This is a genomic window from Alistipes onderdonkii (assembly GCF_025145285.1).
In the GTDB taxonomy this organism is placed as follows: domain Bacteria; phylum Bacteroidota; class Bacteroidia; order Bacteroidales; family Rikenellaceae; genus Alistipes; species Alistipes onderdonkii.
Window position 1 is genome coordinate 3,208,671 of the sequence record NZ_CP102251.1, and the last position, 22,532, is coordinate 3,231,202.

The 22,532-nt window shown below is 54.2% G+C and carries 29 protein-coding genes and 1 tRNA gene; 20 read left to right on the forward strand and 10 right to left on the reverse strand.

Annotation, left to right across the window (positions count from 1 at the left end):
* Positions 1 to 83: 83 nt before the first annotated feature.
* The 3 genes from NQ559_RS13045 to gadC all read right to left on the reverse strand — a co-directional run bounded on the left by NQ559_RS13045 (position 84) and on the right by gadC (position 3,437).
* Entirely contained in the window at positions 84 to 335 is a 252-nt protein-coding gene (locus tag NQ559_RS13045) for a helix-turn-helix domain-containing protein (RefSeq protein WP_018697272.1), read from the reverse strand.
* A 550-nt stretch (positions 336 to 885) separates the two neighbouring features.
* A complete protein-coding gene (gene glsA / locus NQ559_RS13050; protein WP_018697271.1) occupies positions 886 to 1,869 on the reverse strand; it encodes a glutaminase A in 984 nt (327 codons plus the stop codon).
* Between the two features lie 20 nt (positions 1,870 to 1,889).
* Entirely contained in the window at positions 1,890 to 3,437 is a 1,548-nt protein-coding gene (gene gadC / locus NQ559_RS13055; protein WP_026318628.1) for a glutamine/gamma-aminobutyrate antiporter GadC, read from the reverse strand.
* A 140-nt stretch (positions 3,438 to 3,577) separates the two neighbouring features.
* Between gadC and NQ559_RS13060 the strand changes: the two genes are divergently transcribed.
* Together NQ559_RS13060 and NQ559_RS13065 are read left to right on the forward strand one after the other, a co-directional pair.
* Positions 3,578 to 4,504: a DUF5106 domain-containing protein gene (locus tag NQ559_RS13060; protein WP_018697269.1), complete on the forward strand. Its 927-nt coding sequence runs from the start codon at positions 3,578 to 3,580 to the stop codon at positions 4,502 to 4,504.
* A 398-nt stretch (positions 4,505 to 4,902) separates the two neighbouring features.
* Positions 4,903 to 5,457: an NADH peroxidase gene (locus NQ559_RS13065; protein ID WP_018697267.1), complete on the forward strand. Its 555-nt coding sequence runs from the start codon at positions 4,903 to 4,905 to the stop codon at positions 5,455 to 5,457.
* A 52-nt stretch (positions 5,458 to 5,509) separates the two neighbouring features.
* On the opposite strand, the gene NQ559_RS13070 is transcribed toward NQ559_RS13065, so the two are convergent.
* Both NQ559_RS13070 and NQ559_RS13075 read right to left on the reverse strand, forming a co-directional pair.
* Complete coding sequence (locus tag NQ559_RS13070; RefSeq protein WP_018697266.1) at positions 5,510 to 5,848, reverse strand: phage holin family protein; 339 nt, start codon at positions 5,846 to 5,848, stop codon at positions 5,510 to 5,512.
* Positions 5,849 to 5,869: 21 nt separating this feature from the next.
* Positions 5,870 to 6,079 (reverse strand): YtxH domain-containing protein, encoded by a 210-nt coding sequence (locus NQ559_RS13075; RefSeq protein ID WP_018697265.1) that lies wholly within the window; start codon positions 6,077 to 6,079, stop codon positions 5,870 to 5,872.
* A 70-nt stretch (positions 6,080 to 6,149) separates the two neighbouring features.
* Between NQ559_RS13075 and NQ559_RS13080 the strand changes: the two genes are divergently transcribed.
* Both NQ559_RS13080 and NQ559_RS13085 read left to right on the forward strand, forming a co-directional pair.
* Positions 6,150 to 6,656, forward strand: coding sequence for an SLOG family protein (locus tag NQ559_RS13080; protein WP_018697264.1), 507 nt, complete (start codon positions 6,150 to 6,152; stop codon positions 6,654 to 6,656).
* 49 nt (positions 6,657 to 6,705) lie between these two features.
* A complete protein-coding gene (locus NQ559_RS13085; RefSeq protein WP_018697263.1) occupies positions 6,706 to 7,893 on the forward strand; it encodes a DUF418 domain-containing protein in 1,188 nt (395 codons plus the stop codon).
* Between the two features lie 116 nt (positions 7,894 to 8,009).
* Here NQ559_RS13085 and NQ559_RS13090 read toward each other — a convergent pair whose 3' ends face one another.
* On the reverse strand, positions 8,010 to 9,245 hold the full coding sequence (locus NQ559_RS13090; protein WP_018697262.1) for a 6-phosphofructokinase: 1,236 nt from the start codon (positions 9,243 to 9,245) through the stop codon (positions 8,010 to 8,012).
* Between the two features lie 285 nt (positions 9,246 to 9,530).
* Between NQ559_RS13090 and NQ559_RS13095 the strand changes: the two genes are divergently transcribed.
* Positions 9,531 to 10,073 (forward strand): DUF4251 domain-containing protein, encoded by a 543-nt coding sequence (locus NQ559_RS13095; protein ID WP_018697261.1) that lies wholly within the window; start codon positions 9,531 to 9,533, stop codon positions 10,071 to 10,073.
* A gap of 147 nt (positions 10,074 to 10,220) precedes the next feature.
* Here NQ559_RS13095 and NQ559_RS13100 read toward each other — a convergent pair whose 3' ends face one another.
* A complete protein-coding gene (locus tag NQ559_RS13100) occupies positions 10,221 to 10,421 on the reverse strand; it encodes a cold-shock protein (protein WP_018697260.1) in 201 nt (66 codons plus the stop codon).
* Between the two features lie 139 nt (positions 10,422 to 10,560).
* Here NQ559_RS13100 and NQ559_RS13105 point away from each other — a divergent pair, with 139 nt between their 5' ends.
* On the forward strand, positions 10,561 to 10,887 hold the full coding sequence (locus NQ559_RS13105; protein WP_018697259.1) for a hypothetical protein: 327 nt from the start codon (positions 10,561 to 10,563) through the stop codon (positions 10,885 to 10,887).
* A gap of 3 nt (positions 10,888 to 10,890) precedes the next feature.
* A complete protein-coding gene (locus NQ559_RS13110) occupies positions 10,891 to 11,964 on the forward strand; it encodes a TIGR04133 family radical SAM/SPASM protein (RefSeq protein WP_018697258.1) in 1,074 nt (357 codons plus the stop codon).
* Positions 11,965 to 12,252: 288 nt separating this feature from the next.
* Here the strand turns inward: NQ559_RS13110 and NQ559_RS13115 are convergent, their stop codons facing one another.
* The 3 genes from NQ559_RS13115 to NQ559_RS13125 form a co-directional block, all read right to left on the reverse strand.
* Complete coding sequence (locus tag NQ559_RS13115; protein ID WP_143257153.1) at positions 12,253 to 13,227, reverse strand: hypothetical protein; 975 nt, start codon at positions 13,225 to 13,227, stop codon at positions 12,253 to 12,255.
* A gap of 60 nt (positions 13,228 to 13,287) precedes the next feature.
* Positions 13,288 to 13,362 (reverse strand) — tRNA-Pro (locus NQ559_RS13120).
* Between the two features lie 348 nt (positions 13,363 to 13,710).
* The gene (locus NQ559_RS13125; protein WP_233428594.1) at positions 13,711 to 13,971 is read right to left on the reverse strand and encodes an Arm DNA-binding domain-containing protein; all 261 of its coding nucleotides are present in this window, start codon (positions 13,969 to 13,971) and stop codon (positions 13,711 to 13,713) included.
* 354 nt (positions 13,972 to 14,325) lie between these two features.
* Here NQ559_RS13125 and NQ559_RS13130 point away from each other — a divergent pair, with 354 nt between their 5' ends.
* The 13 genes from NQ559_RS13130 (at position 14,326) to NQ559_RS13185 (ending at position 22,517) form a co-directional block, all read left to right on the forward strand.
* The gene (locus tag NQ559_RS13130; protein ID WP_018697256.1) at positions 14,326 to 15,546 is read left to right on the forward strand and encodes a site-specific integrase; all 1,221 of its coding nucleotides are present in this window, start codon (positions 14,326 to 14,328) and stop codon (positions 15,544 to 15,546) included.
* Positions 15,547 to 15,552: 6 nt separating this feature from the next.
* The gene (locus NQ559_RS13135; RefSeq protein WP_018697255.1) at positions 15,553 to 16,377 is read left to right on the forward strand and encodes a hypothetical protein; all 825 of its coding nucleotides are present in this window, start codon (positions 15,553 to 15,555) and stop codon (positions 16,375 to 16,377) included.
* 117 nt (positions 16,378 to 16,494) lie between these two features.
* On the forward strand, positions 16,495 to 16,851 hold the full coding sequence (locus tag NQ559_RS13140; protein ID WP_018697254.1) for a helix-turn-helix domain-containing protein: 357 nt from the start codon (positions 16,495 to 16,497) through the stop codon (positions 16,849 to 16,851).
* A 10-nt stretch (positions 16,852 to 16,861) separates the two neighbouring features.
* On the forward strand, positions 16,862 to 17,170 hold the full coding sequence (locus tag NQ559_RS13145; protein WP_018697253.1) for a helix-turn-helix domain-containing protein: 309 nt from the start codon (positions 16,862 to 16,864) through the stop codon (positions 17,168 to 17,170).
* Complete coding sequence (locus NQ559_RS16095) at positions 17,160 to 17,393, forward strand: DUF6291 domain-containing protein (protein WP_220398825.1); 234 nt, start codon at positions 17,160 to 17,162, stop codon at positions 17,391 to 17,393. The genes NQ559_RS13145 and NQ559_RS16095 overlap by 11 nt, the downstream gene beginning before the upstream one ends.
* The gene (locus tag NQ559_RS13150; RefSeq protein WP_018697252.1) at positions 17,390 to 18,124 is read left to right on the forward strand and encodes a DUF6291 domain-containing protein; all 735 of its coding nucleotides are present in this window, start codon (positions 17,390 to 17,392) and stop codon (positions 18,122 to 18,124) included. Before NQ559_RS16095 ends, NQ559_RS13150 begins: the two co-directional genes overlap by 4 nt.
* Complete coding sequence (locus tag NQ559_RS13155) at positions 18,093 to 19,502, forward strand: replicative DNA helicase (protein WP_083923893.1); 1,410 nt, start codon at positions 18,093 to 18,095, stop codon at positions 19,500 to 19,502. The genes NQ559_RS13150 and NQ559_RS13155 overlap by 32 nt, the downstream gene beginning before the upstream one ends.
* A 264-nt stretch (positions 19,503 to 19,766) precedes the next feature.
* On the forward strand, positions 19,767 to 20,054 hold the full coding sequence (locus NQ559_RS13160) for a hypothetical protein (protein WP_018697249.1): 288 nt from the start codon (positions 19,767 to 19,769) through the stop codon (positions 20,052 to 20,054).
* Between the two features lie 59 nt (positions 20,055 to 20,113).
* Positions 20,114 to 20,269, forward strand: coding sequence for a hypothetical protein (locus tag NQ559_RS13165; RefSeq protein ID WP_018697248.1), 156 nt, complete (start codon positions 20,114 to 20,116; stop codon positions 20,267 to 20,269).
* 28 nt (positions 20,270 to 20,297) lie between these two features.
* Positions 20,298 to 20,909, forward strand: a complete 612-nt coding sequence (locus tag NQ559_RS13170) for a hypothetical protein (protein WP_018697247.1) — start codon at positions 20,298 to 20,300, stop codon at positions 20,907 to 20,909.
* A gap of 311 nt (positions 20,910 to 21,220) precedes the next feature.
* Entirely contained in the window at positions 21,221 to 21,397 is a 177-nt protein-coding gene (locus NQ559_RS13175; protein WP_154654076.1) for a hypothetical protein, read from the forward strand.
* A 13-nt stretch (positions 21,398 to 21,410) separates the two neighbouring features.
* Positions 21,411 to 22,046, forward strand: coding sequence for a hypothetical protein (locus NQ559_RS13180; RefSeq protein ID WP_018697245.1), 636 nt, complete (start codon positions 21,411 to 21,413; stop codon positions 22,044 to 22,046).
* 42 nt (positions 22,047 to 22,088) lie between these two features.
* Entirely contained in the window at positions 22,089 to 22,517 is a 429-nt protein-coding gene (locus tag NQ559_RS13185) for a hypothetical protein (protein ID WP_018697244.1), read from the forward strand.
* The last annotated feature ends 15 nt before the right edge of the window (positions 22,518 to 22,532 follow it).

The window sequence follows — 22,532 nt, forward strand, 5'->3', positions numbered from 1 at the left end:
TCGGTTATCTGTTTGCCGGTTATTTGTTTGCCGCTTATCGGGTTTGCCCCGGCGGATACCCGCCGCCGAAGCCCCCGAGGGGTTTATTTTTCTTTCGGCGGGTAATTGAGCGGTGCGAAAAATTCGTCGAGTGTAATGTTGTAAAACTTGCAAATAATTGTTATAGTCGTCAGATTCGGGAAATTCTTGCCGGATTCGAGTTGTGCAATTCCCAACCCGGTCGCTTCGGCCAACTCCTCCTGCGATTGGTGGTCGTGCAAGCGCCTTAGTTCCTTCACCCGCAGAATGATTTTTTGAAGCAATTCTTCGTCGCGGCGTTGTTTTTTTTGTTCCATTATACAAAAAAATGGAATAAGTCGATTTTTTATACTTAAACATGTTTAAGTATTGAGTAATTTGCTTATATTTGTACAAGTAAAATTCCGATTACAGAAATTATGCTAACTTTGCAGAATAATACGGCATCGCCGTAACGACATACCATAAGGTTAAGACAACCTTTACGCCGTTAACAAACTTCCGACTGTCGATATGACAGGTTTATGCGTGGTGTAAATATTGTCTGAAACCCTTGCTATGTCCCGGCCTTGTGCCGGGACGGGCTCGGGCGTAAGGGCAACTACCATGCAAGGCTCGGAAGGCCGGTTAACGGGAGTTTGCACCTGCGCCCTTGCTTTTTTTTCGCAGGCCGCAGGCCGTATGCCGCCTCCGGGTACGGTTCGGGCGATGAATTCTTCTCCCCTGAACAGCGTCACTATTGTTCGTCCGGCCGTACCCGTTTTTTTTCGCCCCCCCCCTCCCTGTTTTTGCCTCCCGGTGCATCCCGCAATGGAAAAGGCCTGCGCACGTCATGCGCAGGCCTTTTGCCCAGTTGCCGTCGCAGGTCTACGCCTGCGCCGCTTCCTTCTCGGCCATCACGCAGCGCGTGGTGCCGAAAATATTGAGGTTGAGGTGCCCGGCGATGTAGGCCAGCGCCTTCTGTGCCTTGACCGAGTTGCCGGCCTCGTCGAGCGGCGGGGCGAAGGCCGCTACGCCCATCACGCCCGGGACGACGCCCATGATGCCGCCGCCCACGCCCGTCTTGGCCGGGAGCCCCGTCGTGAAGAGCCAGTCGCCCGTGTGCTCGTAGAAACCCACGGTCGCCATCATTGAGGCGATTTTGGGCGACAGCTCGGGCTTGAAGACCTGTTGTTTGGTCACGGGGTTCTTGCCTCCGTTGGCGATCGTCGCCGCCATCGTGGCGAGCTGTTTGGCCGTCACGCCGATCGAACACTGGCGCGTGTAGATGTCCAGCGCCATGTCCGGGTCGTCGTAGATGCGGTTGTAATTCTTCAGCAGCCATGCGATCGACTTGTTGTTGAAGTTGGTCGCCGTCTCCGACTTGTACAACTCGTCGATCACCTCGACCTGCGAGCCTGCGAGCCCTTCGATGAATCCGGTGATCGCCTTCCATTTGCCGTCGCTGTCGCCTACGGGCTGCACCATCGAGCAGGCGCTGATCGCCCCGGCATTCACCAGCGGCGTCGAGGGATGGTCGTTTTCGAGCAGGATCGCCATGATCGAATTGAAAGGCAGCCCCGTCGCATCGGCGCCGATCTTCGTCAGCACCTCCTGTGCGCTGTACTGGTTCATCGCCAGGATGGCCGTCGGGACTTTCGATACCGATTCGATGCCGAATTTGTAATCGGTGTCGCCCACGGCGATCACCTCCCCGTCGGGCAGGCAGGCCGCGATGCCGAAGAGGGTCGACGGTACGTTGGCCAGGTAGGGGATATAGTCGGCGTTCTTGCCGCCCGTTTCGTTCTTGCAGCGCTCGTAGGCCTGCTGTACGGCCTCGCGAACCGTTGCGTTGTCGATTTTCTGGATCATTGTCTGATATATTTACCGATTTATTTGTTGTGAAGTTCCGTATCCGAAGGTTTCGCCATCGGTCCGGGATCGTTGGTATGTACCGGAGCCGCTACGACGGGCTGCTGCTCCCAGTGGAACGGGGCGAAGTCGGCCGCGGCCTCGGGGTCTTTCCACGACGGTTTGCGCATGGCGTAGATCACGAACGGGGCGCCCACGACTACCACGCAACCGATGATGAGCACCGAGAACCAAACGGTGTTGCTGCCGGTCGAGATCTGGCTGGGCGGTACGAAGCTCAGGACGAAGGCCAGCAGGGCTCCGCAGAAACCCAGACAGCCCAGGAACCACATCAGGCCGTTGCCCTTGCCCAGGCGGAATGGGCGGTCGGTGTTCTTCATCTTGTAGCGCAGCACGATCGCCGCCGAGAACATCAGCATGTACATGATCAGGTACAGCAGTACGGTCAGCTGCGAAAGTATCTGGTAGAACGACTGCACCGAGGGCATCACGACGAACAGCAGCGCCAGCAGCGTCACGACGCAGCCCTGGATGAGCAGGATATTCTTCTGTACGCCGTTCTTGTTGGTCTTCTGGAAGAACGGGGGCAGGTAACCCGCCTTACCCACGGCGAAGATACCCTTCGAAGGGCCGGCCACCCAGGTCAGCACGCCGGCCAGCACGCCGAACATCAGGGCGATGGCGATGATCGGGCCCGCCCACGACATGTGCAGGTAGTGGAAATAGTTGTCGAAGCCCACCAGCAGCGACTGCGTGAGGCTGATGTCCTTGGCCGGGATGATGAAGCCCAGCGAGAAAGTACCCAGCACGAAGATGCAGACCGTTACGAGCGAACCGATGATGATGGCCTTGGGGTAGTTCCGCGACGGGTTCTTCACGTCCATGACGTGTATACCCATCATCTCCATACCCGCATAGAACAGGAAGATACTGCTGGCCAGCACCAGGTTGTCGAATTTCGACAGGTCGGGGAAGAAACCCTGCGACATGTCCATGTGGTTGTGTCCGCCGGTCGAAATGTAGATGATGCCCAGCAGGATCAGCAGGCCAGCGGGAATGATCGTACCGATCATACCGCCCCATTTGCTGATCTTGCCGACCCATCCCAGGCCCTTGAGCGCGATGAAGGTGGCGATCCAGTAGATTGCCAGCACCATGCAGAGCGTGAAGACCTTGTTCGAGGCCAGCGTCGCGTCGTGCGCGTCGTTCATGCCGATGAAGGCGATCGACACGGCACCGAACGTCAGTACGGTGGGGTACCAGATCGTCGACTCGATCCATTGCAGCCAGATGGCCAGGAACCCCGTGCGGGCGCCGTACGCCTCACCGACCCAGCGGAATACACCGCCCTGTTTGGTGGAGAACATCGCGGCCAGCTCCGCGGCGACCATGGCCGTCGGGATGAGGAAGACGATGGCGGCAAACAGATAGTAGAATGCCGATGAAAGTCCGTAGACGGCCTCGGCGGGGAGGCCGCGCAGACTTACTACGGCAGTCACGTTCATAATCGCGAGTGTCATGACACTCAATTTGAACCCTGTGCTTGTGGTAGTTTTCTTTACATCCATAATTCGGTTTGATTGAAATTGGTTTTAACGCTCATTGAGGTTGCAACTACCGTGCAAATCTGCCCGGCAGGCTCATTTTGTCCGGGCGATAGCGGCAGTGTTGCCGAAAAAAACTATATTTGCACATAAACTTTACGCCTATGTACCGCACCGCGTTAATCCTGGCTCTGGCCCTCTTCGCCGCCTCCTGCGGCGGACGCCGTTCACGGCCGCAGCAGACGGCCAGTGTGCCGCAGCCTCGCGTATTCCTCCCGGCGATCGCGCCGGCGCGCCTCTCGCCCGAAGAGCAGCGCGACTACCTGCGCTGGCACTATTGGGATCGCTTCGATTTCGCCGATACCCTGTTCGTCCGCGAGGCCGATACCGCACAGATGGTCGAGGCCTATGCCCGGTGGGTGGCCCTGATCTCCGACCGTCCGGCCGACGCCGCGCCGATGGATTCGCTCATGCGCCGCGCCTCCGCCTCGCGCCCGTTGCTCGACTACTTCACGATGCTCGCCCAACAGGTGATCCACGACCCCAATTCCCCGCTGCGCAACGACGAATTCTATATCCCTGTAATGCAGGCCGTGCTGGCGAGCCCCTACTACGACGAATACGAACGCATCGGGCCGGCCTACGACCTCGCTATGGCATCGCAGAACCGCCTCGGGCAGCGTGCCAACGATTTCCGCTATACGCTCGCCTCGGGCGCCACGGGTACGCTCTACGGCGTGAAGGCCGAATATACGCTGCTGTTCATCAACAACCCCGGCTGTGGGATGTGCAAGCAGCTGCGCGAGCAGATCTCCGGCTCGCCCATGCTTTCGGAGATGATCGAGCGCGGCCGCCTCAAAATACTGGCGCTTTATCCCGACGAAGACCTCACCGAGTGGCGGAATTACCGCGACCATATCCCTGCGACCTGGATCAACGCCTACGATGCCGGCTGCCTCGTCCGCGAAAACGGCACCTACGACCTGACGGCCATTCCGTCGCTCTACCTGCTGGACAGCGACAAGCGCGTGCTGGTGAAGGATTCCACCGACGTGCCCTATATCGAAGAGGTTATCGACCGGAGAGGGTAGGGCGCCCCGTTCCCGGCGCCCGTCCCGTCATATACGTCCTCTCCGCCCTCTCCGTCGGCTCTTTTTGCCGTCCCTCTCCGCCGGCTCTCTCTGCCGGCTCTCTCCGCTGTTCCTCTCCGCCGTCCTCTCTCTGCCGTCCCTCTCCGTCAATTCCTCTCTCTGTCGTTTCCGTTCCGCCCTATCCTCTCTTCCCCGTTCTTCTCTCTGCTGTTTCTTTTTCTGCTGTCCTTCCTCTGCCGTTCCCGCCTCTTTTCGCGCGCGTGCACATTGCATCCGCTATAAGCGTTGCTTATCGCCCTATAAAAAAAGACAATCGTGATTTTATCCGGATTTTGTGCCTAATCGTTACCTTTGCACTGCACAAACAGAAAAACTAACACTCAAACATTATTACGATTATGGCAAAGAAATGGCGTTGTACCGTATGCGGTTACATTCACGAAGGCCCCGAGGCACCCGACCAGTGCCCGATGTGTAAAGTTGGCAAGGAGAAATTCGTCGAGGTCGTGGAGCAGGAGGGCAACCTCGAATTTGTGACCGAGCATGTCATCGGTGACGGCAAGGGCGCCAGCAAGGAGCTTTGGGAAGGTCTCCAGAACCACTTTATGGGCGAGTGCACCGAGGTGGGCATGTACCTTGCGATGAGCCGCCAGGCCGACCGCGAAGGGTATCCCGAGATCGCCGAGGCATACAAGCGTTACGCATGGGAAGAGGCCGAGCACGCCTCGAAGTTCGCCGAACTGATCGGCGAGGTGGTCTGGGACACCAAGACCAACCTCTACAAGCGCATGAACGCCGAGAGCGGCGCCTGCGAGGACAAGATGCGCCTGGCCCGCATGGCCAAGGAGCAGAACCTCGACGCCGTGCACGACACCGTACATGAAATGGCCAAGGACGAAGCCCGCCACGGCAAAGGTTTCGAAGGCCTTTACAAGCGTTATTTCGGCAAATAGTATTAGGTATTGCAATATATGCGAAAAGGGCGGCATTCACGTGCCGCCCTTTTCATTTACGCATTTCGCGCAGCTTCATAAGCAGTAAAAACTTGTCTGTGAGCCACTCGTACCCCTCCTTGGCGGCACGTGCCACGTCGTAGACCGTTTCGACCTGGTCGCGGATGCGCTCCACGCCCTCGCGTATCGCGAGCAGGTAGATCACCGCTGCGAGCACGGCGAAGAATCCCCCGACGATGAGCGACGAAAGGATGAAGGAGCCCGTCACCACAGACAGCCACTCAACCAGCGCCGTAAGCAGCAGGAAGATGGCGATCGAGGCCGTCATCACGAAGAAGACCAGCGCCGCGACGAAGGAGCCGCCCGAAGTTTTCCTGTTATCCGTTCCCATGAGGCGTCGCCCGGGCGAAGTTTACTTTTCGTCGCATTTGCAGCGTGCCTCCTCGACTTTGCCGCGCACTTCGTCCACCTTTTCGCGTACCTTGTCGACTTCGTCGCCGATCAGGTCTTTGATTTGTTTACGGAGTTCTGCACCCGACTGGGGCGTGAAGAGCATCGTGAGGGCCGATCCGATAATCAAGCCGCCCACGAGCGATACGATGACGATTCCTGTGTTTTTCATAGTTATTGGTGTTTATTTGATTCAGCCCTTCGAGTTGCAAAGTCCGCGCCAAATTGTTACCTTTGGGAACATGATTCCCGATCCCTGCACAACCGTGGCTTTCACGGGCCACCGTACCTATTGCGGCGAGGTTTCCGCGGCACTTGCCGCCGCGATCCGCGGGCTTCATGCCCATGGCTTCAGGACGTTCCTCTGCGGCATGGCTGTAGGCTTCGACCTGGCGGCCGCCGAGGCGGTACTCGAACTGCGCGATTCCCTCCCCGGGCTGCGGCTCGTCGCCGTAGTGCCCTTCGGCGGGCAGGAGGCGCGCTTCTCCCATGCCGACCGCGCCCGTTACCGCGCTGCGATGGCCTCGGCCGACGATGCCGTCGTTCTGTCACCGGTCTACCATGCGGGGTGCTATGCCGTGCGCAACAACTACCTCGTCGACCATGCCTCGCTGCTCGTCGCCTGGTACGACGGTTCGCCTGGCGGCACGCGCCATACGGTTTTCCGCGCCCTGCGCCGGGGCCTGGAATTCGTGAACCTCCACCCGCAGCGTGCCGGAGTCGCGCTGACCGAACCGACGCTTTTCTGACGCGGTTCCTCCTGCGGCACAAAAGGCTCGGATAAATTGTAAATAATATATGAATAATTCATCGGAACAACTCATCGGCAAGAATCCGCGCATAGAGGCCGTGGATGCCTTACGGGGTTTTGCCGTTATGGCTATTGTCCTGGTTCACAACCTGGAACATTTTATCTTCCCGGTCTATCCTGCCGATTCCCCGGGCTGGCTGAATACATTGGATCAAGGGGTATTCAACGTCGTCTTTACCCTGTTTGCCGGAAAGGCCTATGCGATTTTCGCCCTCCTGTTCGGATTTACGTTCTATATTCAAAGCCACAACCTGAAGCGGCGGGGCGGGGACTTCGGCTGTCGTTTCCTGTGGCGGCTGGTACTGCTGGCAGGTTTCGCAACCCTGAACGCGGCTTTTTTCCCGGCCGGGGATGTCCTGCTGCTGTTCGTCATCGCGGGGCTCGTCCTGTTTTTTACGCGCAACTGGAGCGACGGGGCTATCCTCGCCGCCGCCGTCGTTTTCCTGTTGCAGCCTGTCGAATGGTACCACTGCGTAGCCGCCCTGCTGGATCCGGCCCACCGGCTGCCCGACCTGGGGGTCGGTGAACTGTATGCCCGAGTGGCCGAATACACGAAAGCCGGGAATTTCGGGGATTTCATCCTGGGCAATGTCACATTGGGACAGAAGGCCAGCCTGTTGTGGGCGGTAAACGCCGGGCGTTTCGTCCAGACTGCCGGGTTGTTCCTCCTGGGTTTCTATATCGGCAGGAAACAGTTGTTCGCCGCCACCGAAAAGAATCTCCGCTTCTGGGTGAAAACGCTGATCGTCTCCGCCATTGCCTTCGCCCCTTTGTATACGCTCAGGGAGCTTGTCATGGACAACGGTGCAGTCGTCGGGCAGACAGCCGGAACGGCGCTCGACATGTGGCAGAAGCTGGCTTTTACGCTGGTCTTGGTCGCTTCGTTCATCCTGCTTTACCAACGCAGGAAGTTCAGTGCCGCCGTTGCCGGCCTGCGCTTCTACGGCAGGATGAGCCTTACGAACTACCTCTCCCAATCCGTCATCGGGGCCTTCGTCTATTTCCCGTTCGGCCTCTACCTTGCCCCTCGGTGCGGATATACGGCCAGCCTGTTGGTCGGGATTCTGGTGTTCCTGCTGCAGGTGCGGTTCTGCAAATGGTGGCTGGGGAGGCACAAACAGGGGCCGCTGGAATATATCTGGCATAAATGGACTTGGATCGAAACCGATAAATAGCCTGCCGGTTTCCGCTTCCCGCTGCCGCTTCTCCTCCCGCTTCCCGCTGCCTGCTGCAAAGCAAAATCCCCGGAGGCGATAGCCTCCGGGGATTTTCAAAATGTCCCTGCGCGGGATTATTTCCAGTTCAGAATCTTGTGGAAATCGTATTCCTCGGGGTTTGAGACATACTGCTTCGCAGCCTCGTAGTCCGCAGGCGTGATGGCATTGATGATGTTGTCCACCACCGACGAGAACTTGTCCGACTTGATGTCCACCAGACGGGGCGGTATTTTGCCCGTCGTCGGATCCTGCAGGTCTTTCAGGTAGAGCGGGTTGACATTGCCTTCCGAATCCACGTAGACCATGCATCCGGTCTTGCCCTCGGCAAAGAGCTTGTGTACGCCGATACCCAGTTCCGAGCAGTACGTCAGGTCGTATGCGATCGGGGTCTGGCAGCGGATCTCGTAACCCAGCTCCACGGGGCGGCTCTTGACTTTGAGGCCGATCTCCTTGAGCTTTTTCTCAATCATCTCGTTGAAGATGTGCGCCTTCGACACCTTGCCCAGCTCGGGGTGCCCGTGCTCGTCATAGGTGAAATGGATGCCGCTTTTGCGGATCTCCTCGTCGCTCAGCGCGTGGAATACGCCTTCCGAGATGACGGCGGCGCCGTAGTCCATGCCCATGATCTTACGCTTGATGATCGACGAGATGACGAGGTTCACGATCTTTTCGACCGTGATTTCCGTCTTGTCGAACATCTCGGGGATGACGATCATCGGGTAGTGGCAGGCCTCGCCGATGCCGAATGCCAGGTGGCCGGCGCTGCGGCCCATGGCAGCCAGTACGAACCAGTTGCCGCTCGTGCGGGCGTCCACGTAGACGGCGCGTGCGATGACGGCACCCTTGTCCTTGGCCGACTCGTAACCGAACGTCGGCGTGCCTTTGGGCAGCGGCAGGTCGTTGTCGATGGTCTTGGGCACGTGGATGTTTGCGATGGGGTATTTCTTGGCCTCCAGGAACTTGGCGATGCGGTTCGCGGTCGATGCCGTGTCGTCGCCGCCGACCGTCACGAGCAGCTTGACGTTGTTGTCGGTGAAGAACTTGAGGTTGAAGTTGTTTTCGAAATCCGAATCCTTGGGTTTGAAACGGCTCATCTGCAGGAACGAACCTCCCTGGTTGAAGATGCCGTCGGCCATGGGGTAGTCGATGTCCACCATGCGGGGCGACGGGTTGAAGAGCCCCGTGTAGCCCTCGTGCAGGCCGATTACGCGGTAACCTTTGCGGAGGAAAGTCTTTGCGACGCTGCCTACTACGGTGTTCATACCGGGTGCGGGGCCGCCGCCAGTCAGAATTGCGATTGCTTCTTTCATGATTGTGATTGGGTTTTTATGTTTGAACCTGAATTAACCTAAATTGCCGCCCAAAATTACGATTTATTTTTCAAACGGGCAAAAAAATGCCCGCCCTCTTGCAGGATGCAATTTTATTTATTATATTGTGAATAAAATAAAGCGCGGGCTTTATAATAAACATGTCTTGCTAAAAAATGTTGCCATGAAAAAGTTCCTGTTTTGAAATCTTAATTCCAACAGAAATCCCCTGGCGACTGTCCTTTTCCCGAAATACCACAATGTAAACACCGTGATTGTATAGCCATGAGAACCTTATCGAAATTTTCGTATTCCGCCACCCTGGTGCTGGCGCTGGTGTTGGCCGGCTGTGCGGCAACCAAATCGGCCTCTGCCCCCGAACCCCGATCCGTTGACGGGGACGCCGCCTCGGCCGCCCTGCACGAGCAGGCGCTCCGGGCGCTCGATGCCCGCATGTTCGTGATCAAAGGGGATGAATTTTACCTGCCGGGCGATAAAATCCCGGTGAAACAATCTCCGGACAGTTACATTTCCATGCAGGGGACGCATGCCGTCATCCGGCTGTCGCCCAACCTCTTTCCCCGCAGTACGTGGCGCACCCTGAACATCGAGGACGATGCAGCCGAAATGACGTTGCTCAAACGCAAGCGCAGCGGAGACCTGCAGTACCGGCTTTTGATCGTCGGCCCCCAAAACGCGCAGGACCGGGAGGTGATCGTGACGCTGTATAAGGGTTCGAACAAGTGCTTTGTCCGGATCAATAAAGACCTCAACAGGCGCAGCCATTACCTCAATTTCACCGGGCATATCCTTCCGGCAGGGGAGTAATGGGCCTGCGGCCGCCCGTCGCACAGGCTGCGCCCCGCAAAGAAAAACGGTGTCCGGAATTCCGGACACCGTAAATTACATAAAATTCAGTGCTTGGATATATTGAGTAAATACAGCTCTTATTCCCTGAATTTGGAGGACGCCGGGTTATTCAACCACGGTTACGTTCACAGCCTGCTCGCCTTTGGCACCGCTGCCGACTTCGAATTCGACTGCCTGCCCTTCGTTGAGCGACTTGAAACCGTCCGTCACGATACCCGAGAAATGAACGAAGATTTCCTTGCCGTTCTCTCCCGTAATGAATCCGTAGCCTTTTTTGCTATCGAACCATTTAACCTTGCCTGTCATAAAAATGTAAATTAAAAAGTTTGTACTTGGCAAAGTAAAATAAAAAACATTGGCTTTCAAAACTTTTTGGCATGTTTTTTCATCTTTGGCAGAAAATTTTTATCTTTGTCCTGAAGATTGTTTTTAACGTCGACGCAATATGAACAAAAAACTGAAACTCGCACTTGCGACCCTGCTGGGATTCTCGGCAGCCTGTTCCACGGTCAAGAATGCGCCCGCCAAGGGCGAGGGCGAACAGCAACAGGAAGCCGGTGCGCCCGAAGTCAGGGATTCGGTTGCACCCCCGCGCGTGATGGTGATGTACGGGGTTCGCCCTCCCGGACAGAAAACGATCGGCGTGCCTCTCAAGGAGTCGGCGGTCGGCCCTGCCGAAGACGAGCAGCTCGACCCCGTAGCCGAGAGACCCGCCGACGACACGCCCTATATGGACACGAAGGGCAAGAAGGCTCCCGAAGGGGGGAAGTAACCCATGTCCTGTCGCCGCCTGGGGCTGCGCAAGCGTCTGGCCCTCAATATTTTTTCCGACCTTTACTCCTCGACCGTCGCCGAGCACAGGCTTGATACGCTCTTCTGGGAATGTACGTTGCGCTGCAACCTCTCGTGCCGCCACTGCGGCAGCGATTGCCGCGTGGATCCCGGTGTCGCGGACATGCCGCTCGAAGATTTCCTGAAGGTGCTCGACGAGGAGGTTACGCCCCATGTCGACCCTGCGCAGGTGCTCATCATCTTTTCGGGCGGCGAGGTGCTGGTACGCCCCGACCTCGAACGCGCCGGGGCGGAGGTCACCCGCCGCGGCTATGCGTGGGGCATGGTGACCAACGGGCTGGGGCTGACCGAATCCCGTTTCCGCAGCCTGCTCGATGCGGGGCTGCGTACGGTCTCGGTGAGCCTCGACGGCTTCGAACGCGAGCACAACTATATCCGTTGCAACCCCCTCAGTTACGAACGGGCGCTCGGCGCCCTGCGCATGATCGTCCGCGAGCCGTCGCTCGCCTGCGACGTGGTGACCTGCGTCACGGGGGCGATGGTGCCCAGGCTCGGCGATTTTTGCGGGATGCTCGTCGCCGAGGGCCTGAAACACTGGCGGCTCTTCTCGATCTTCCCCATGGGCCGTGCCAAGGACGACCCGTCGCTGCGCATGACCGACGAACAGTTCCGTGCGATGCTGGAGTTTATCCGGCAGACCCGCCGTGAGGGGCGCATCGACGTCAGCTATGCTTGCGAAGGCTTCCTCGGCGGGTATGAAACCGAGGTGCGCGACCATTTCTACCAGTGCGCCGCGGGCGTTTCCGTCGCCTCGATCCGCGTCGACGGCGCCATTTCGGGCTGCACGTCGATCCGTGCCAATTTCAACCAGGGCAATATCTACCGCGATCGGTTCTGGGATGTGTGGCAAAACCGCTTCGAACCCTTCCGCAACCGCGAGTGGGCGCGGCGCGGCGAATGCGCCTCCTGCAAGATGTTCCGCTATTGCCTCGGCGGCGGTATGCACCTGCACGGCGACGACGGCGGGTTGCTCTATTGCCACTATCACCGGCTTTGACGCATATCCCTTCCTGAAAAAGGGGCCGCCGTCCGTCGGCGGCTGTTTTTTTCTCGGTTGTCCCTTTCCTTGTCGGCTCTTACCTCGGCGGTTCCGATCTCAGTTGTTCCGATCTCGGCTGCTCTTCCTCGGATGCCCTTCCCTTGTCGGCTCTTCCTCGGGGCTCGGCAGTTCTTTCCTTGTCGGCTCCGATCTTAGCTATTCCGATTTCGACGGCTCATCCTCGGATGTTCTTTCCTCGGCGGCTTTTACCCGCGGCATTGCCGGGGCACCTGTGCCCGTGTCCGTTTATTCGGGCAGAAGCCCGTCCAATGCGAGCCCCTCGTCAAACAGCCTCGTCTTGTAATCGACCCCCAGCTTGTCGAGCAGCCGGACGATATTGAACCCTGTGGCATACATATACTGGGATATGTCCGTCCGGTAGAGCCAGTCGTTCGCGTCAAGGTCGTAGCCGCCCGGACAGGCATGGAACTCGATGTAACGCGCCGTGCCCTCCATCGTTTCGTAAACCCGTTCCGCTCCGACTGCTTCCGGGGCCAGTTCGCGCCGCATTCTTGCATGGCGCTCCGCGCGCAGTTTCCTAAACCCGTCGATGTCCCTGCGGATAATCTCTGCATCGGTTTGCCTGAGTGCATCCAGCAGGAATGCGTTTTCCCGGTCTACGGATTCTTTGTACCAGCCGTATCTTTGATAGTGTCCTACCAGCTCCGACGAAGGGATGAGACTCGCTCCCGAAGCTTCGAATTGCGCGAGATACGCCGGATGCCGGAATTGGAACCCGTGGAAATATTCATGCAGCACCATCGTTCGCCATATGGCTACCTCTTCCGTGCCGGGTATGCAGCGGGCCGTAATCTCGGGCGAACTGCACAGCAGGTATGCCGAACGGTAGTCGTATGCCGAACCGGCATCGGCCGGGTCTAAGGAAATCGTTCCCTGCATGTGGAATTCGAGCGAGTCGATCGTGGGCGTCGTATAGATTTTCAACTCACCGTCCCTGTAACGCAGCGTTGCCGGATATTGCGCCAGAAACCGCGCTTCGGGATTTACGGCATAGCAAAGCGAGTCGGTGAAGTAGACCAGCGGCACTTCGAATTGCGGATCGTCGAATCCCGGCCAGACGGCTGCGGCAACCTGGGCTTTCAGCTCCAGCACCTCGCAAATTCGTGTCACGGCGATCCGGTCTTGGGCGGTCATCGGTATTTCACAACCGGATAGCGCGGTGCCGATCAGCACGCAAAAACAGATGTGGAGTAGTTTCATCGTGGGATAGGTTAGGGTCAATACGAAAAAAGAGGATATCGAATATCCTCTTTTTTCTTGTCGGGGAGACTGGATTCGAACCAGCGACCTCCAACTCCCGAAGCTGGCGCGCTAACCGGACTGCGCTACACCCCGAACATTTGGGGCTCTTATCGTTTTAAGAGCGCACAAAGATAAGTCGAAAATCCGAAAAGTCAAAATAATTTCTGCAAAAAACGCCTTCCCGGTTATATTTCGGCTGCCGCCCCTTCCGTCGCCCCTTCCGTTACCCTTTCTGTTGTCCTTCCCGCCGTCCCTTTCATTGCCCTTTCCGTGGTTCTTTCCATTGCCTTTCCCCGTTATCCCTTCCGTTGCCCCTTCCGTCGTTCTTTCTATTGCCCTTTCCCGTCGTCCCTTCCGCCGCCGGCAAGCCCCGACCTTTCGAATTGCTGCGGACGGTGGGGTATAGGGGTGCAGGGTAAGTGTTCGGTAAAGTGCGTGTTGCTAATGGTTTTGGCTTAGCTTTGCATTTCGAGATGGTTGTACTCGGCTGTTTTGGCCGCTATCAGCCGTTCCGATTTGCTCCTTGTCCGGGTAGTTGCGTTTGGGCTTGCCTTTCTCGAAATCCCAAAACTTTTCGTGCAGGGAAAGGCCGAGCGAAACGTATTTGCGTTTGCGGTCTTTCGTAACTCGGAGCATTAAAGGGAAATAGCCGTCTTTAAGAGGTTTGGATTTGCAGCAAATGGCTTCAACATTAGCTTTCATCGTGTAAATCTCGGTTTACACATTGGTTTACACAAACGGGCAAAAAACGTGTTAACCGAGCCAAAATCGGCAAAATCGGGCAGTCTGCGACAAAACGCAAAAAAAGCCTCCCAGATGATTCTGAAAGGCTTTTTTTACTTGTCGGGGTAGCGGGATTCGAACCCACGACCCCCTGCTCCCAAAGCGTAATTCGGCGATTTTTGCCGATTTTTGCCTATTTTTATTTTGTTTTGTAAATATCTGTTTCTCAGGTGCAAATATAGCTATTTTATTTCAATCTATTTTTGCTTATTTCGATTAAATCCGTATATTTGTGTATAAATTGTGTACCGTAAATTAAAATTTATACACAAAATGAACTATTCAAAAGACGGTGTGACGGTGGCCGCAATGTTTGATACCGCGCACCCGAAAAAGTCCGGGAAGTGCCCCGTAAAAATCCGTGTTACCTACAATCGAGTGCGGAACTATTATCCGACTGGAAAGGATTTATCGCCGGAGGAATGGGAAATACTGCCGACTACAAAGGTGCGTGCACTTGTGGCGATCCGCAAGGACATCGAAAGCAGCTATCAGATCGTGCGGACGGCTGTTGAGGAGTTGGCAGGGGCTGGCGGGTTCTCGCTCGACGCTCTCAATAACCGACTAAAAGGCGCAGCATCCGATACGGTTAATACGATGTTTCGGGCGAAAATAGCAGAATTGGAGAAGGCCGGACGTATAGGAAATATGTTGATATACGACAATGTATTGAAGGGGTTGGAGCGGTTTGCCGGGATGCGGATTCGGTTCGATGTTATCACGGTGGCGTGGTTGGGAAAGTATGCCGATTTCATGCGTAAAGAAGGGAAGCGGCAAACTACAATAGCGATCCACCTGCGAACGCTGCGCGCAGTTCTCAACGATGCAAAGCGCTTGGGAGTGCTCAAAGAATCGCAATACCCGTTTGGCCGGGGACGATACGAAATACAAGCCGGTACGGGGCGCAAAATGGCCCTTACTTTGGAGCAAATAGGGCAAATAGCCAATTATGACGATGGGAGCGAGGCGACGGCCAAATACCGCGATTATTGGCTATTTCTCTACCTGTGCAATGGGATTAATGTTGCCGACTTCGTGAAGTTGAGGTACAGGGACATTGTGAACGGCGAAATTTGTTTCGTCCGGCAAAAGACTGAATCCACCAGTCGAACATTGCGGGATATACAGGCGGTATTGACGCCTCCGATGCAGACTATTATCGACCGCTGGGGGCAAACACCATACCCCGACGCGTTTATTTTCCCAATCTTGACCGGTAAAGAAGATGCGATAACCCGTAAGAATAAAACCAAGTACCTGACCCGTGCGATCAACAAGCGCATGAAGGAGGTCGGTGAAAAGCTCGGCATCGGTAATATCTCGACCTATACGGCCCGGCATTCGTTCGCCACGGTGTTAAAGCGGGCGGGAGCTAACATTGCCTATATCTCGGAAAGCCTCGGTCATCAAGACCTCAAAACAACGGAGAATTACCTCGCCAGCTTTGAGCGGGAGGAGCGGGTAAAGAATGCAGAAATATTAACTAAATTTTAATAACATATGAAATATAGTAATTTGTATAAATTGGAAATATGCGATGCCGTATTCCGCGTTTTGCGATTGCTTAGGGATATTGGGGAGACAAATTTAGAAGATGGCGAAATAGATGCCGATTCCGATAAAATAGATTATTTGGACGAGGCGGAATGTGTGCAAACACTAAATAATATTTGCTCCGTTATATGCGCAGAATATAAGAAATGCGAATGTCCATATATAGAATTTTTCGACGACAAATTAGACGATATAGAAACCGCTATGATGCCGTTGGATGATAAGGGGAGGAATGTCTTGTTATCACGAGCGATTCGTTTTGCGCCGGTGTGTCAATATGTAGAATTTGCAAATGCGGAATTTGGTCGTAAGGCATTCGATGTATTGAAAAAAATATATCCTCACGAAGAATATGCGGATTTTTCATGCATGCTTGATGCATTAGAGGAGTATATGTCAGGATTAAAAATGTTTGCCATTGATTTTGGCCTCATAGATACCTTATTAATAGACGATGAAATCAAGCAGGCGTTATTGGAAATGCCAGACAGGTATTTTGTGCTTGATTGTTTTTATGCAGAAGGAGGCAATCCACGTAAGAAGCAAGGTAAAACCATTCCTCGTACCCACAGAATCGCCGCAGTTTGGGGGTTGATTAATAAATTGAACCTCCAAGCACATATGGATAAAACAAACCTCGCTGCTTTTGTTGAAGCGGTTACAGGCGGAAATATAGAGTGCAAACCCAAAGATACGGTAGCTTATAAAGAGCCCGAGTCCACTGCAAAAGAGGCCGCCGCAGAATGGCTAAAAAAAATAGGGGCGAAATGAAAATTTAGGACGTCCGACGTTTAGTCCGACGTCTTTTTTGTTTGCTCCTTTGCATCGTGATCGATCACTAACGCCCGGACGCGGGCAAGTGTTCAATTTTTAAAACTTCACGATGCTATGGATAACACCGTAATCGTAACAACTCCCGCGCAACTGCAATCCATCATTACCGATGCAGTAAACGCGATTCTTCCCAAACTCGCCGACTTCCGGCGCAAAAATGAGCCCGTCGAGACAGACGGAGTGAATATTGAGGACGCCGCCCATTTCCTGACCGAGCAGGGCGTCCCCACTACTCGGGCAACGCTCTACAATCACGTATACAAAAATACGATCCCGTACAAGAAGATCGGACGTCGCATAGTGTTCTCGAAAAAGGCGCTTTTGACGTGGATTGATTCACGCACCGTTCGGCCGGAGGATGAACGGGCTGCTGCTACTTTGCGTATTGCCGAAAGTGCCAACCGTAAATAACACCAGGGCTATGTATGAAATGAAGATCGCCGCCGGCGCTCGAAGCGAGCGCGCAGCGGCAACCCTTGGTGTCCATACCGACAAAGGTACGCAAAAAACTTTGGCTTTCCACCAGCAGAGGGTCTATGATTTGCTTCAATCAGGCAAAAAATATTCCGCCGCAGACATTTCCGTCGCCCTACGATTATCCGATCCTCGGAGTTGCATACGCGATTTGAGGGCCAAAGGCATTGACATCCTCGATGAATGGGTGCCCAGCGAGCACGGCAGCCGTTTCAAGCGGTATTTTATCCGGAAGGAGGCCGACCATGAAGCGTAATAGTTTTATTTTTTATCGCTCTTTTCGGGGTGCGATGGAAGGGCTTGCACCCGTTGACTATCGGTTATTTATGGATGCGGTTGTAATGTATGGCCTTGACCGTATCGCCCCCGACTTGCCGCCTGATCTATCCCGTATTTTCTATGATTATTGCTACCCTCAACTTGAGGCGGATTGGGTTAAATGGGAGCGTAAGCAAGCCCGGAAAGGAGGTACACGATGATCCGCGACACGATGGTCTATTACCGCTCATTCCGTGAATCTTTGCGCGAATTACCGCCGGATTTGTATAAGGTCGTATCGGAAACGATATTCGACTATGCTTTTGAAGGCATTGCGCCTGGAGCGGATAGCAATGCAGTTGCAAAGGCGTTGTTTATTGCGATCAAGCCCGTAATTGATAACGCACATAACCGATACGACGCCTGTGTGGAGAATGGCCGAAAAGGCGGAGCGCCCAAAGGAAGCCGAAATAACCCAAGTGGCAAGGCGGGCGAACCTAACCAAAGACCTAACCAAAGACCTAACCAAAGACCTAACCAAAGACCTAACCAAGAACCTAACCTTTATAAGGATAAGGATAAGGATGTTGATAAGGATAAAGATATAGATAGTAAGGGGGATTGTAAGGGGGAGCCTACGAATGCAGAAGGTAACGACACTTCGGTAACGACGAGCGCGGACAAGCCGCGCCGAGGGACTACCAAACGCACGGCGTTTGTCGTCCCCTCGCTCGAAATAGTCAAAGATTATTTTTCTACGATCAAAGGAGGCGATACGGATGCGGAATGCTTTTACGACTATTTCACGGCCAACGGCTGGCGAACAGGTAAAAACCCGGTAAAAGACTGGAAAGCCGCCGCGCGAAATTGGATGCGCCGCAAATCCGAATTCAGCAACACGACCCAAAATCAAACTAACCATGAAACGAAGCGAATCTATCAAGACTTATAACCGCCCGGCGTCCGTTGAGGGACTTCCGGAATCGCCCGAGCTTGAAAGAGCCGTTTTGGGGGCTTTGATTCTCGAACCGGATCAACTGCCCGACGTGGCGGAAATCGTCGAAATTTCGGCATTCGTTGACGCAAAAAACGGCAAAATCTACGGCGAGATGCTTTCGATGTTGGAGCGAGGCGATAAAATCGACCTCTATACGCTTTCGCAACGGCCGGAACTGAAAGACCGTGATATGTTGCGCTACTTCTCGGAGCTGACCAGCGCAGTAGGTTCCGGCGTTAACGTGCTGGATCACGCCCGGCAGCTCGCAGACACCGAAACCCGGCGGCGTTTATGCCTTTTCGGCTACGAACTCGCGGCACGCGCTGTGTCGGATCCCGACTGCGTTGTGTATTGGGCTACATCGAATATAACCGCAATTGCAGACCGGGTCTCGCGGCCGGATGACATTGCGCCGTTGTCGGATGTCGTGCGAGCTACCCTCGACGACCTGGAGCGACGACAGCAGGCCAGGCAGGCGGGCGAGTGTATCGGCATTCCTACCGGGTTGCAGCGGCTCGACGCTCTTACGGGCGGCTGGCGTGGTGGTCAGTTGATCGTATTGGCTGGCCGTCCGGGAATGGGCAAAAGCGCTACGATGCTACATTTTGCCCGTGCTGCGGCCGCGTCGGGCGTTCCGGTGTGTGTCTATTCGCTGGAAATGCCCGCCGGGCAGCTGGCCGGGCGTATGCTGGTCGGCAGCTCGGGTGTAGATTCGGGAGCGTTTCGCACCGGTAATGTCGACGCTTCGGGCTGGACGAAGATAGAGACGGCCGGCGCCACCCTTTCGGCTATGCCTGTCTTCCTTAATGACCGGGCTAACATCACGATGGGCGCTATACGCTCGCAATGTAAGGCGATGCACCGCCGGGGACGGTGCGGGATGGTCATTATCGACTACCTGCAACTTCTCGACACCTCGACCCGCAACCCGAACATAAACCGCGAGCGTGAGATCGCTGCCGCCAGCCGTTCGGCCAAACTGTTGGCAAAGGAGCTCGACGTGCCGGTTATCCTGTTATCACAACTATCGCGTAAGGTTGAGGAGCGCGCCGATAAAACACCGTTGCTGTCCGACCTTCGGGAATCGGGAGCTATCGAGCAAGACGCAGATATGGTCGCGTTTATTGATCGTCCGGCAATGTACGGTATGCAAACGATCGACACGACCCGCTACGGGCTTATATCGTCCGAAGGCGTCGGGGTGCTGCATATCGCCAAAAATAGAGAGGGGGCGGCGGGTCGGATTTATTTCCGACATAACGAGAGCCTGACCCGGATAGCCGACTACGACAGCCCCGCGACGGATGTAGCTGAGGAGGCCGAGCCATTTTGACGAAATGCGCGATTTTAGCGCATGAAATTTCACGGGTGGGACAAGTGCCCACGACGTGAAAGAAAATAGAAAATTCAGAAAGCCTATATGAAAAAACAGCTATTATACCCGCCTTTGCGGGACGAGTTTACCAAGTTCGGCGACAAATTCGAGAAAATCGCCTTCTATATGGCCAACGGTTTCGAGGCGGGGAGGTTCCGTGCATGACTGGCCGACAGGTGCAAATAGCCCAAGAAATAACCATTTTTCAACTAATAAAACAACATGAAGCAGATCAAGATCGACAACCAACACGGTATCGGGCTGACGCTCGACCGCGTAACGACCACGATTGTAGACAGCAACGGCACACACAGGGGTGATGACGAAATTATCCTGTACGTCCCGGACGCAAGCGATTACGACACGGATTTCATACAGGGCAACTGCGCAATGCTGTGTTTTAGCCCTGCCCAAGCCAAAAGATTGGCGCGTAGACTATTGAGGCTGGCAGGAAAGGCAAAAAAAAACATAGGCGGATCCACGCCGCCTATGCCCAACCCAAAATCGTAACCATCCTATGAAAGCCACAGGCAAATGTAATTGTGAAACATTAAAAAACAACTAAAACCATGCAAGAGCAAGACAAACAGCGGGGTGTGTACATCCCCGAGTATGAAGAAGAGGACAAGGCATTAGCGAAAGAGTGGGCGCAGGCACTTCCCGACGCCGAGCATCCCGGTTATGTCCCCAAAGATTCGGCCATAAATCCGAATATCCGGTTTTGAACCAATGCAAACTAAACTATTATCGAATATGAAAGCAAAGACAAACAAGTACGAAGAGTATATTAAAGCCCACGCAGCCGCTATTCCCCAACTTGAGGCCGCAATCCAGCAACTGAAAGTGGCGCGCCTGGACGTATCCACCGAAAGCATTGCGGACATTGCGCTGTCTGACGGCAAGGCTATCCGAACACAGGCGAAACGGCTTGCCGCCGAAGACGCGAAGCATATAAAGATCATAACGACACGGGAGGAGCTCACAGCGCGGGCAAATGAGTACATGAATAGCGTCATCGACAATTCACAACAGGCGATCAAAAATGCGCTGCGTGTCGGTGAGGCTGATGCCCTCGACCCTAAGGCATTTATCGTAAGCGGGGATAAGGTCAAATTGTCTACCGACTGGCTGGCCGACCAGCACCAACGGCGTACGCTCGAAGTGGCAGTAATGCGCGGGCGTGTACTTCAGCAATGCGATCAGGTGCGCCGTGCGGTTGAAGCATTGAATACTTTGATCGCGGATCATCCGAGTTTCAAGACTGCGATCCTGCCGGAAGACACGGACTACCGTAGTGTCATTAGGGTATCATACGAAGGTACCATAGAACTCCATCCCGACGCGTTGGATTGCCTCAAAGAATAAGAGAGGGGGATAGTCCCTCTCTCTTATAAGGCATTGTCGAACGAAGCATTACATTATTCGCAAAGGTAAGGATTATAAACATAATTAGCAAGCGGATAATGGGGAGAAGGACGGAAGGGCGGGCAGTAATTGCCGACTATTCGGTGTGGACTGTCGAATTAAGCCGTGACGAGCTTATGATAATACTGGATGGTCAGAAAAACCACCGGATCAACCGAGCCAAACGAAAACTCCAGTTTCTACGGGCGCAACGCGACCACCACCGAGGGTATGGCCGGATAAGAAATAAACAAATAAATCAAAAAATAAGCATGGAGAAAACAATTAAAACAGCAGATGAAATCAATAGCGAGACTGTATTAGCACTCGAAAAAAAGTACGGCAAACAGGCCGTAGAAGAAATTGACCGGGTGCTTCGGGAATGCCATGAACGGCGGGCAAAGGAAAAGCAACAGGTTAGAAAGATAGTGGATTCTATGCAATTCTAAAAAAATATTCAAAATGGGACATAACAATAAGGTTATCTATGAGGATTCATCAGCAATAGCCGCTCAGCGACGCGCTTATTATAGTTTCATTGCCGATGCTCAGAAAATTATCGATGAAATTACAGCCGCCGGCATTGTTTTCGGCGACGATATTTTAACACGACTTTCCAATGTAAATGATCTTACGGCATTAATTGAAGAACAGGTAACGAAGGAGGCGGGCAAGATGCAATTTGCACTGTCAAAAAAACAATATATGGATAGTGTAAAGCCCTTATACGCACTGGCGGAACAATGGCAAAGGCGCTACACCCAGGCAAAGGGAAACTGCGATATACGAAATGATTTATTCTCAATATCTCAAGGGCATATATTCCTATTTGAGGACAAGGTAGATAATTACCTGAAAGAACAGCATGTTATTTACCTTGATACCGAAGCGAAGGAGCAAGTATACGCCCAAGCCCAGGACATTGTGAACAAGCTCGAAGAACTGGATGCATACCTTCGTGAGCATGGAAATGTCATGCGGGCGGTATCGAGGTCGGGCTACCTGACGACAAATGGCATTATTTCTATCGGCAATAACAATGAGTTTTCCATCAATCTGCCAGGATTTAGATATGTGGAGAAATTTACACGACGTTAAAAATACAAACAGAAGATAAAAAAACAACTAAGGTATTACATCATGGAAAAAGTAAAAAAAGAGATTATGATACAGACCTTAGCGGAGCTTGCAGATATGTTACCCGCTGATGGTAGGAAAAGGGATTTTATCAGCATCCGTATTGCCCGGAGAGGCTACACGATATACAGGATGACCCCTCAGACCACAGCGGAGATCATGACAGCCCGGCATATTAATAAAGAACCGGATAAGAGCGAAGCATGCATAGCAGCGATGGCGCATAGTGTCGCTCTGGCTATCGTTGGCAGCCGCAATGTATTCGCCGGGATCAGAATATGGTTTTTGCGTCGTCGGATAATGCGGCGGGCATCATTGCCCGAGCTGTTCGATGCATACAATAAAACCCTGGCGATGCTTCCTATTGAGGACATATCGCAGATAACCGCTATTATGCACGGTTTAGCCGAAACGATAGCCAAAGAACCCTAAAATAAACAACCCGCG

Bases quoted from the DNA above. Each gene is read 5' to 3' on its own strand.
- NQ559_RS13045 (WP_018697272.1), bottom strand. From the start codon at position 335: ATGGAACAAAAAAAACAACGCCGCGACGAAGAATTGCTTCAAAAAATC.
- glsA (WP_018697271.1), bottom strand. From the start codon at position 1,869: ATGATCCAGAAAATCGACAACGCAACGGTTCGCGAGGCCGTACAGCAG.
- gadC (WP_026318628.1), bottom strand. From the start codon at position 3,437: ATGGATGTAAAGAAAACTACCACAAGCACAGGGTTCAAATTGAGTGTC.
- NQ559_RS13060 (WP_018697269.1), top strand. From the start codon at position 3,578: ATGTACCGCACCGCGTTAATCCTGGCTCTGGCCCTCTTCGCCGCCTCC.
- NQ559_RS13065 (WP_018697267.1), top strand. From the start codon at position 4,903: ATGGCAAAGAAATGGCGTTGTACCGTATGCGGTTACATTCACGAAGGC.
- NQ559_RS13070 (WP_018697266.1), bottom strand. From the start codon at position 5,848: ATGGGAACGGATAACAGGAAAACTTCGGGCGGCTCCTTCGTCGCGGCG.
- NQ559_RS13075 (WP_018697265.1), bottom strand. From the start codon at position 6,079: ATGAAAAACACAGGAATCGTCATCGTATCGCTCGTGGGCGGCTTGATT.
- NQ559_RS13080 (WP_018697264.1), top strand. From the start codon at position 6,150: ATGATTCCCGATCCCTGCACAACCGTGGCTTTCACGGGCCACCGTACC.
- NQ559_RS13085 (WP_018697263.1), top strand. From the start codon at position 6,706: ATGAATAATTCATCGGAACAACTCATCGGCAAGAATCCGCGCATAGAG.
- NQ559_RS13090 (WP_018697262.1), bottom strand. From the start codon at position 9,245: ATGAAAGAAGCAATCGCAATTCTGACTGGCGGCGGCCCCGCACCCGGT.
- NQ559_RS13095 (WP_018697261.1), top strand. From the start codon at position 9,531: ATGAGAACCTTATCGAAATTTTCGTATTCCGCCACCCTGGTGCTGGCG.
- NQ559_RS13100 (WP_018697260.1), bottom strand. From the start codon at position 10,421: ATGACAGGCAAGGTTAAATGGTTCGATAGCAAAAAAGGCTACGGATTC.
- NQ559_RS13105 (WP_018697259.1), top strand. From the start codon at position 10,561: ATGAACAAAAAACTGAAACTCGCACTTGCGACCCTGCTGGGATTCTCG.
- NQ559_RS13110 (WP_018697258.1), top strand. From the start codon at position 10,891: ATGTCCTGTCGCCGCCTGGGGCTGCGCAAGCGTCTGGCCCTCAATATT.
- NQ559_RS13115 (WP_143257153.1), bottom strand. From the start codon at position 13,227: ATGAAACTACTCCACATCTGTTTTTGCGTGCTGATCGGCACCGCGCTA.
- NQ559_RS13125 (WP_233428594.1), bottom strand. From the start codon at position 13,971: ATGAAAGCTAATGTTGAAGCCATTTGCTGCAAATCCAAACCTCTTAAA.
- NQ559_RS13130 (WP_018697256.1), top strand. From the start codon at position 14,326: ATGAACTATTCAAAAGACGGTGTGACGGTGGCCGCAATGTTTGATACC.
- NQ559_RS13135 (WP_018697255.1), top strand. From the start codon at position 15,553: ATGAAATATAGTAATTTGTATAAATTGGAAATATGCGATGCCGTATTC.
- NQ559_RS13140 (WP_018697254.1), top strand. From the start codon at position 16,495: ATGGATAACACCGTAATCGTAACAACTCCCGCGCAACTGCAATCCATC.
- NQ559_RS13145 (WP_018697253.1), top strand. From the start codon at position 16,862: ATGTATGAAATGAAGATCGCCGCCGGCGCTCGAAGCGAGCGCGCAGCG.
- NQ559_RS16095 (WP_220398825.1), top strand. From the start codon at position 17,160: ATGAAGCGTAATAGTTTTATTTTTTATCGCTCTTTTCGGGGTGCGATG.
- NQ559_RS13150 (WP_018697252.1), top strand. From the start codon at position 17,390: ATGATCCGCGACACGATGGTCTATTACCGCTCATTCCGTGAATCTTTG.
- NQ559_RS13155 (WP_083923893.1), top strand. From the start codon at position 18,093: ATGAAACGAAGCGAATCTATCAAGACTTATAACCGCCCGGCGTCCGTT.
- NQ559_RS13160 (WP_018697249.1), top strand. From the start codon at position 19,767: ATGAAGCAGATCAAGATCGACAACCAACACGGTATCGGGCTGACGCTC.
- NQ559_RS13165 (WP_018697248.1), top strand. From the start codon at position 20,114: ATGCAAGAGCAAGACAAACAGCGGGGTGTGTACATCCCCGAGTATGAA.
- NQ559_RS13170 (WP_018697247.1), top strand. From the start codon at position 20,298: ATGAAAGCAAAGACAAACAAGTACGAAGAGTATATTAAAGCCCACGCA.
- NQ559_RS13175 (WP_154654076.1), top strand. From the start codon at position 21,221: ATGGAGAAAACAATTAAAACAGCAGATGAAATCAATAGCGAGACTGTA.
- NQ559_RS13180 (WP_018697245.1), top strand. From the start codon at position 21,411: ATGGGACATAACAATAAGGTTATCTATGAGGATTCATCAGCAATAGCC.
- NQ559_RS13185 (WP_018697244.1), top strand. From the start codon at position 22,089: ATGGAAAAAGTAAAAAAAGAGATTATGATACAGACCTTAGCGGAGCTT.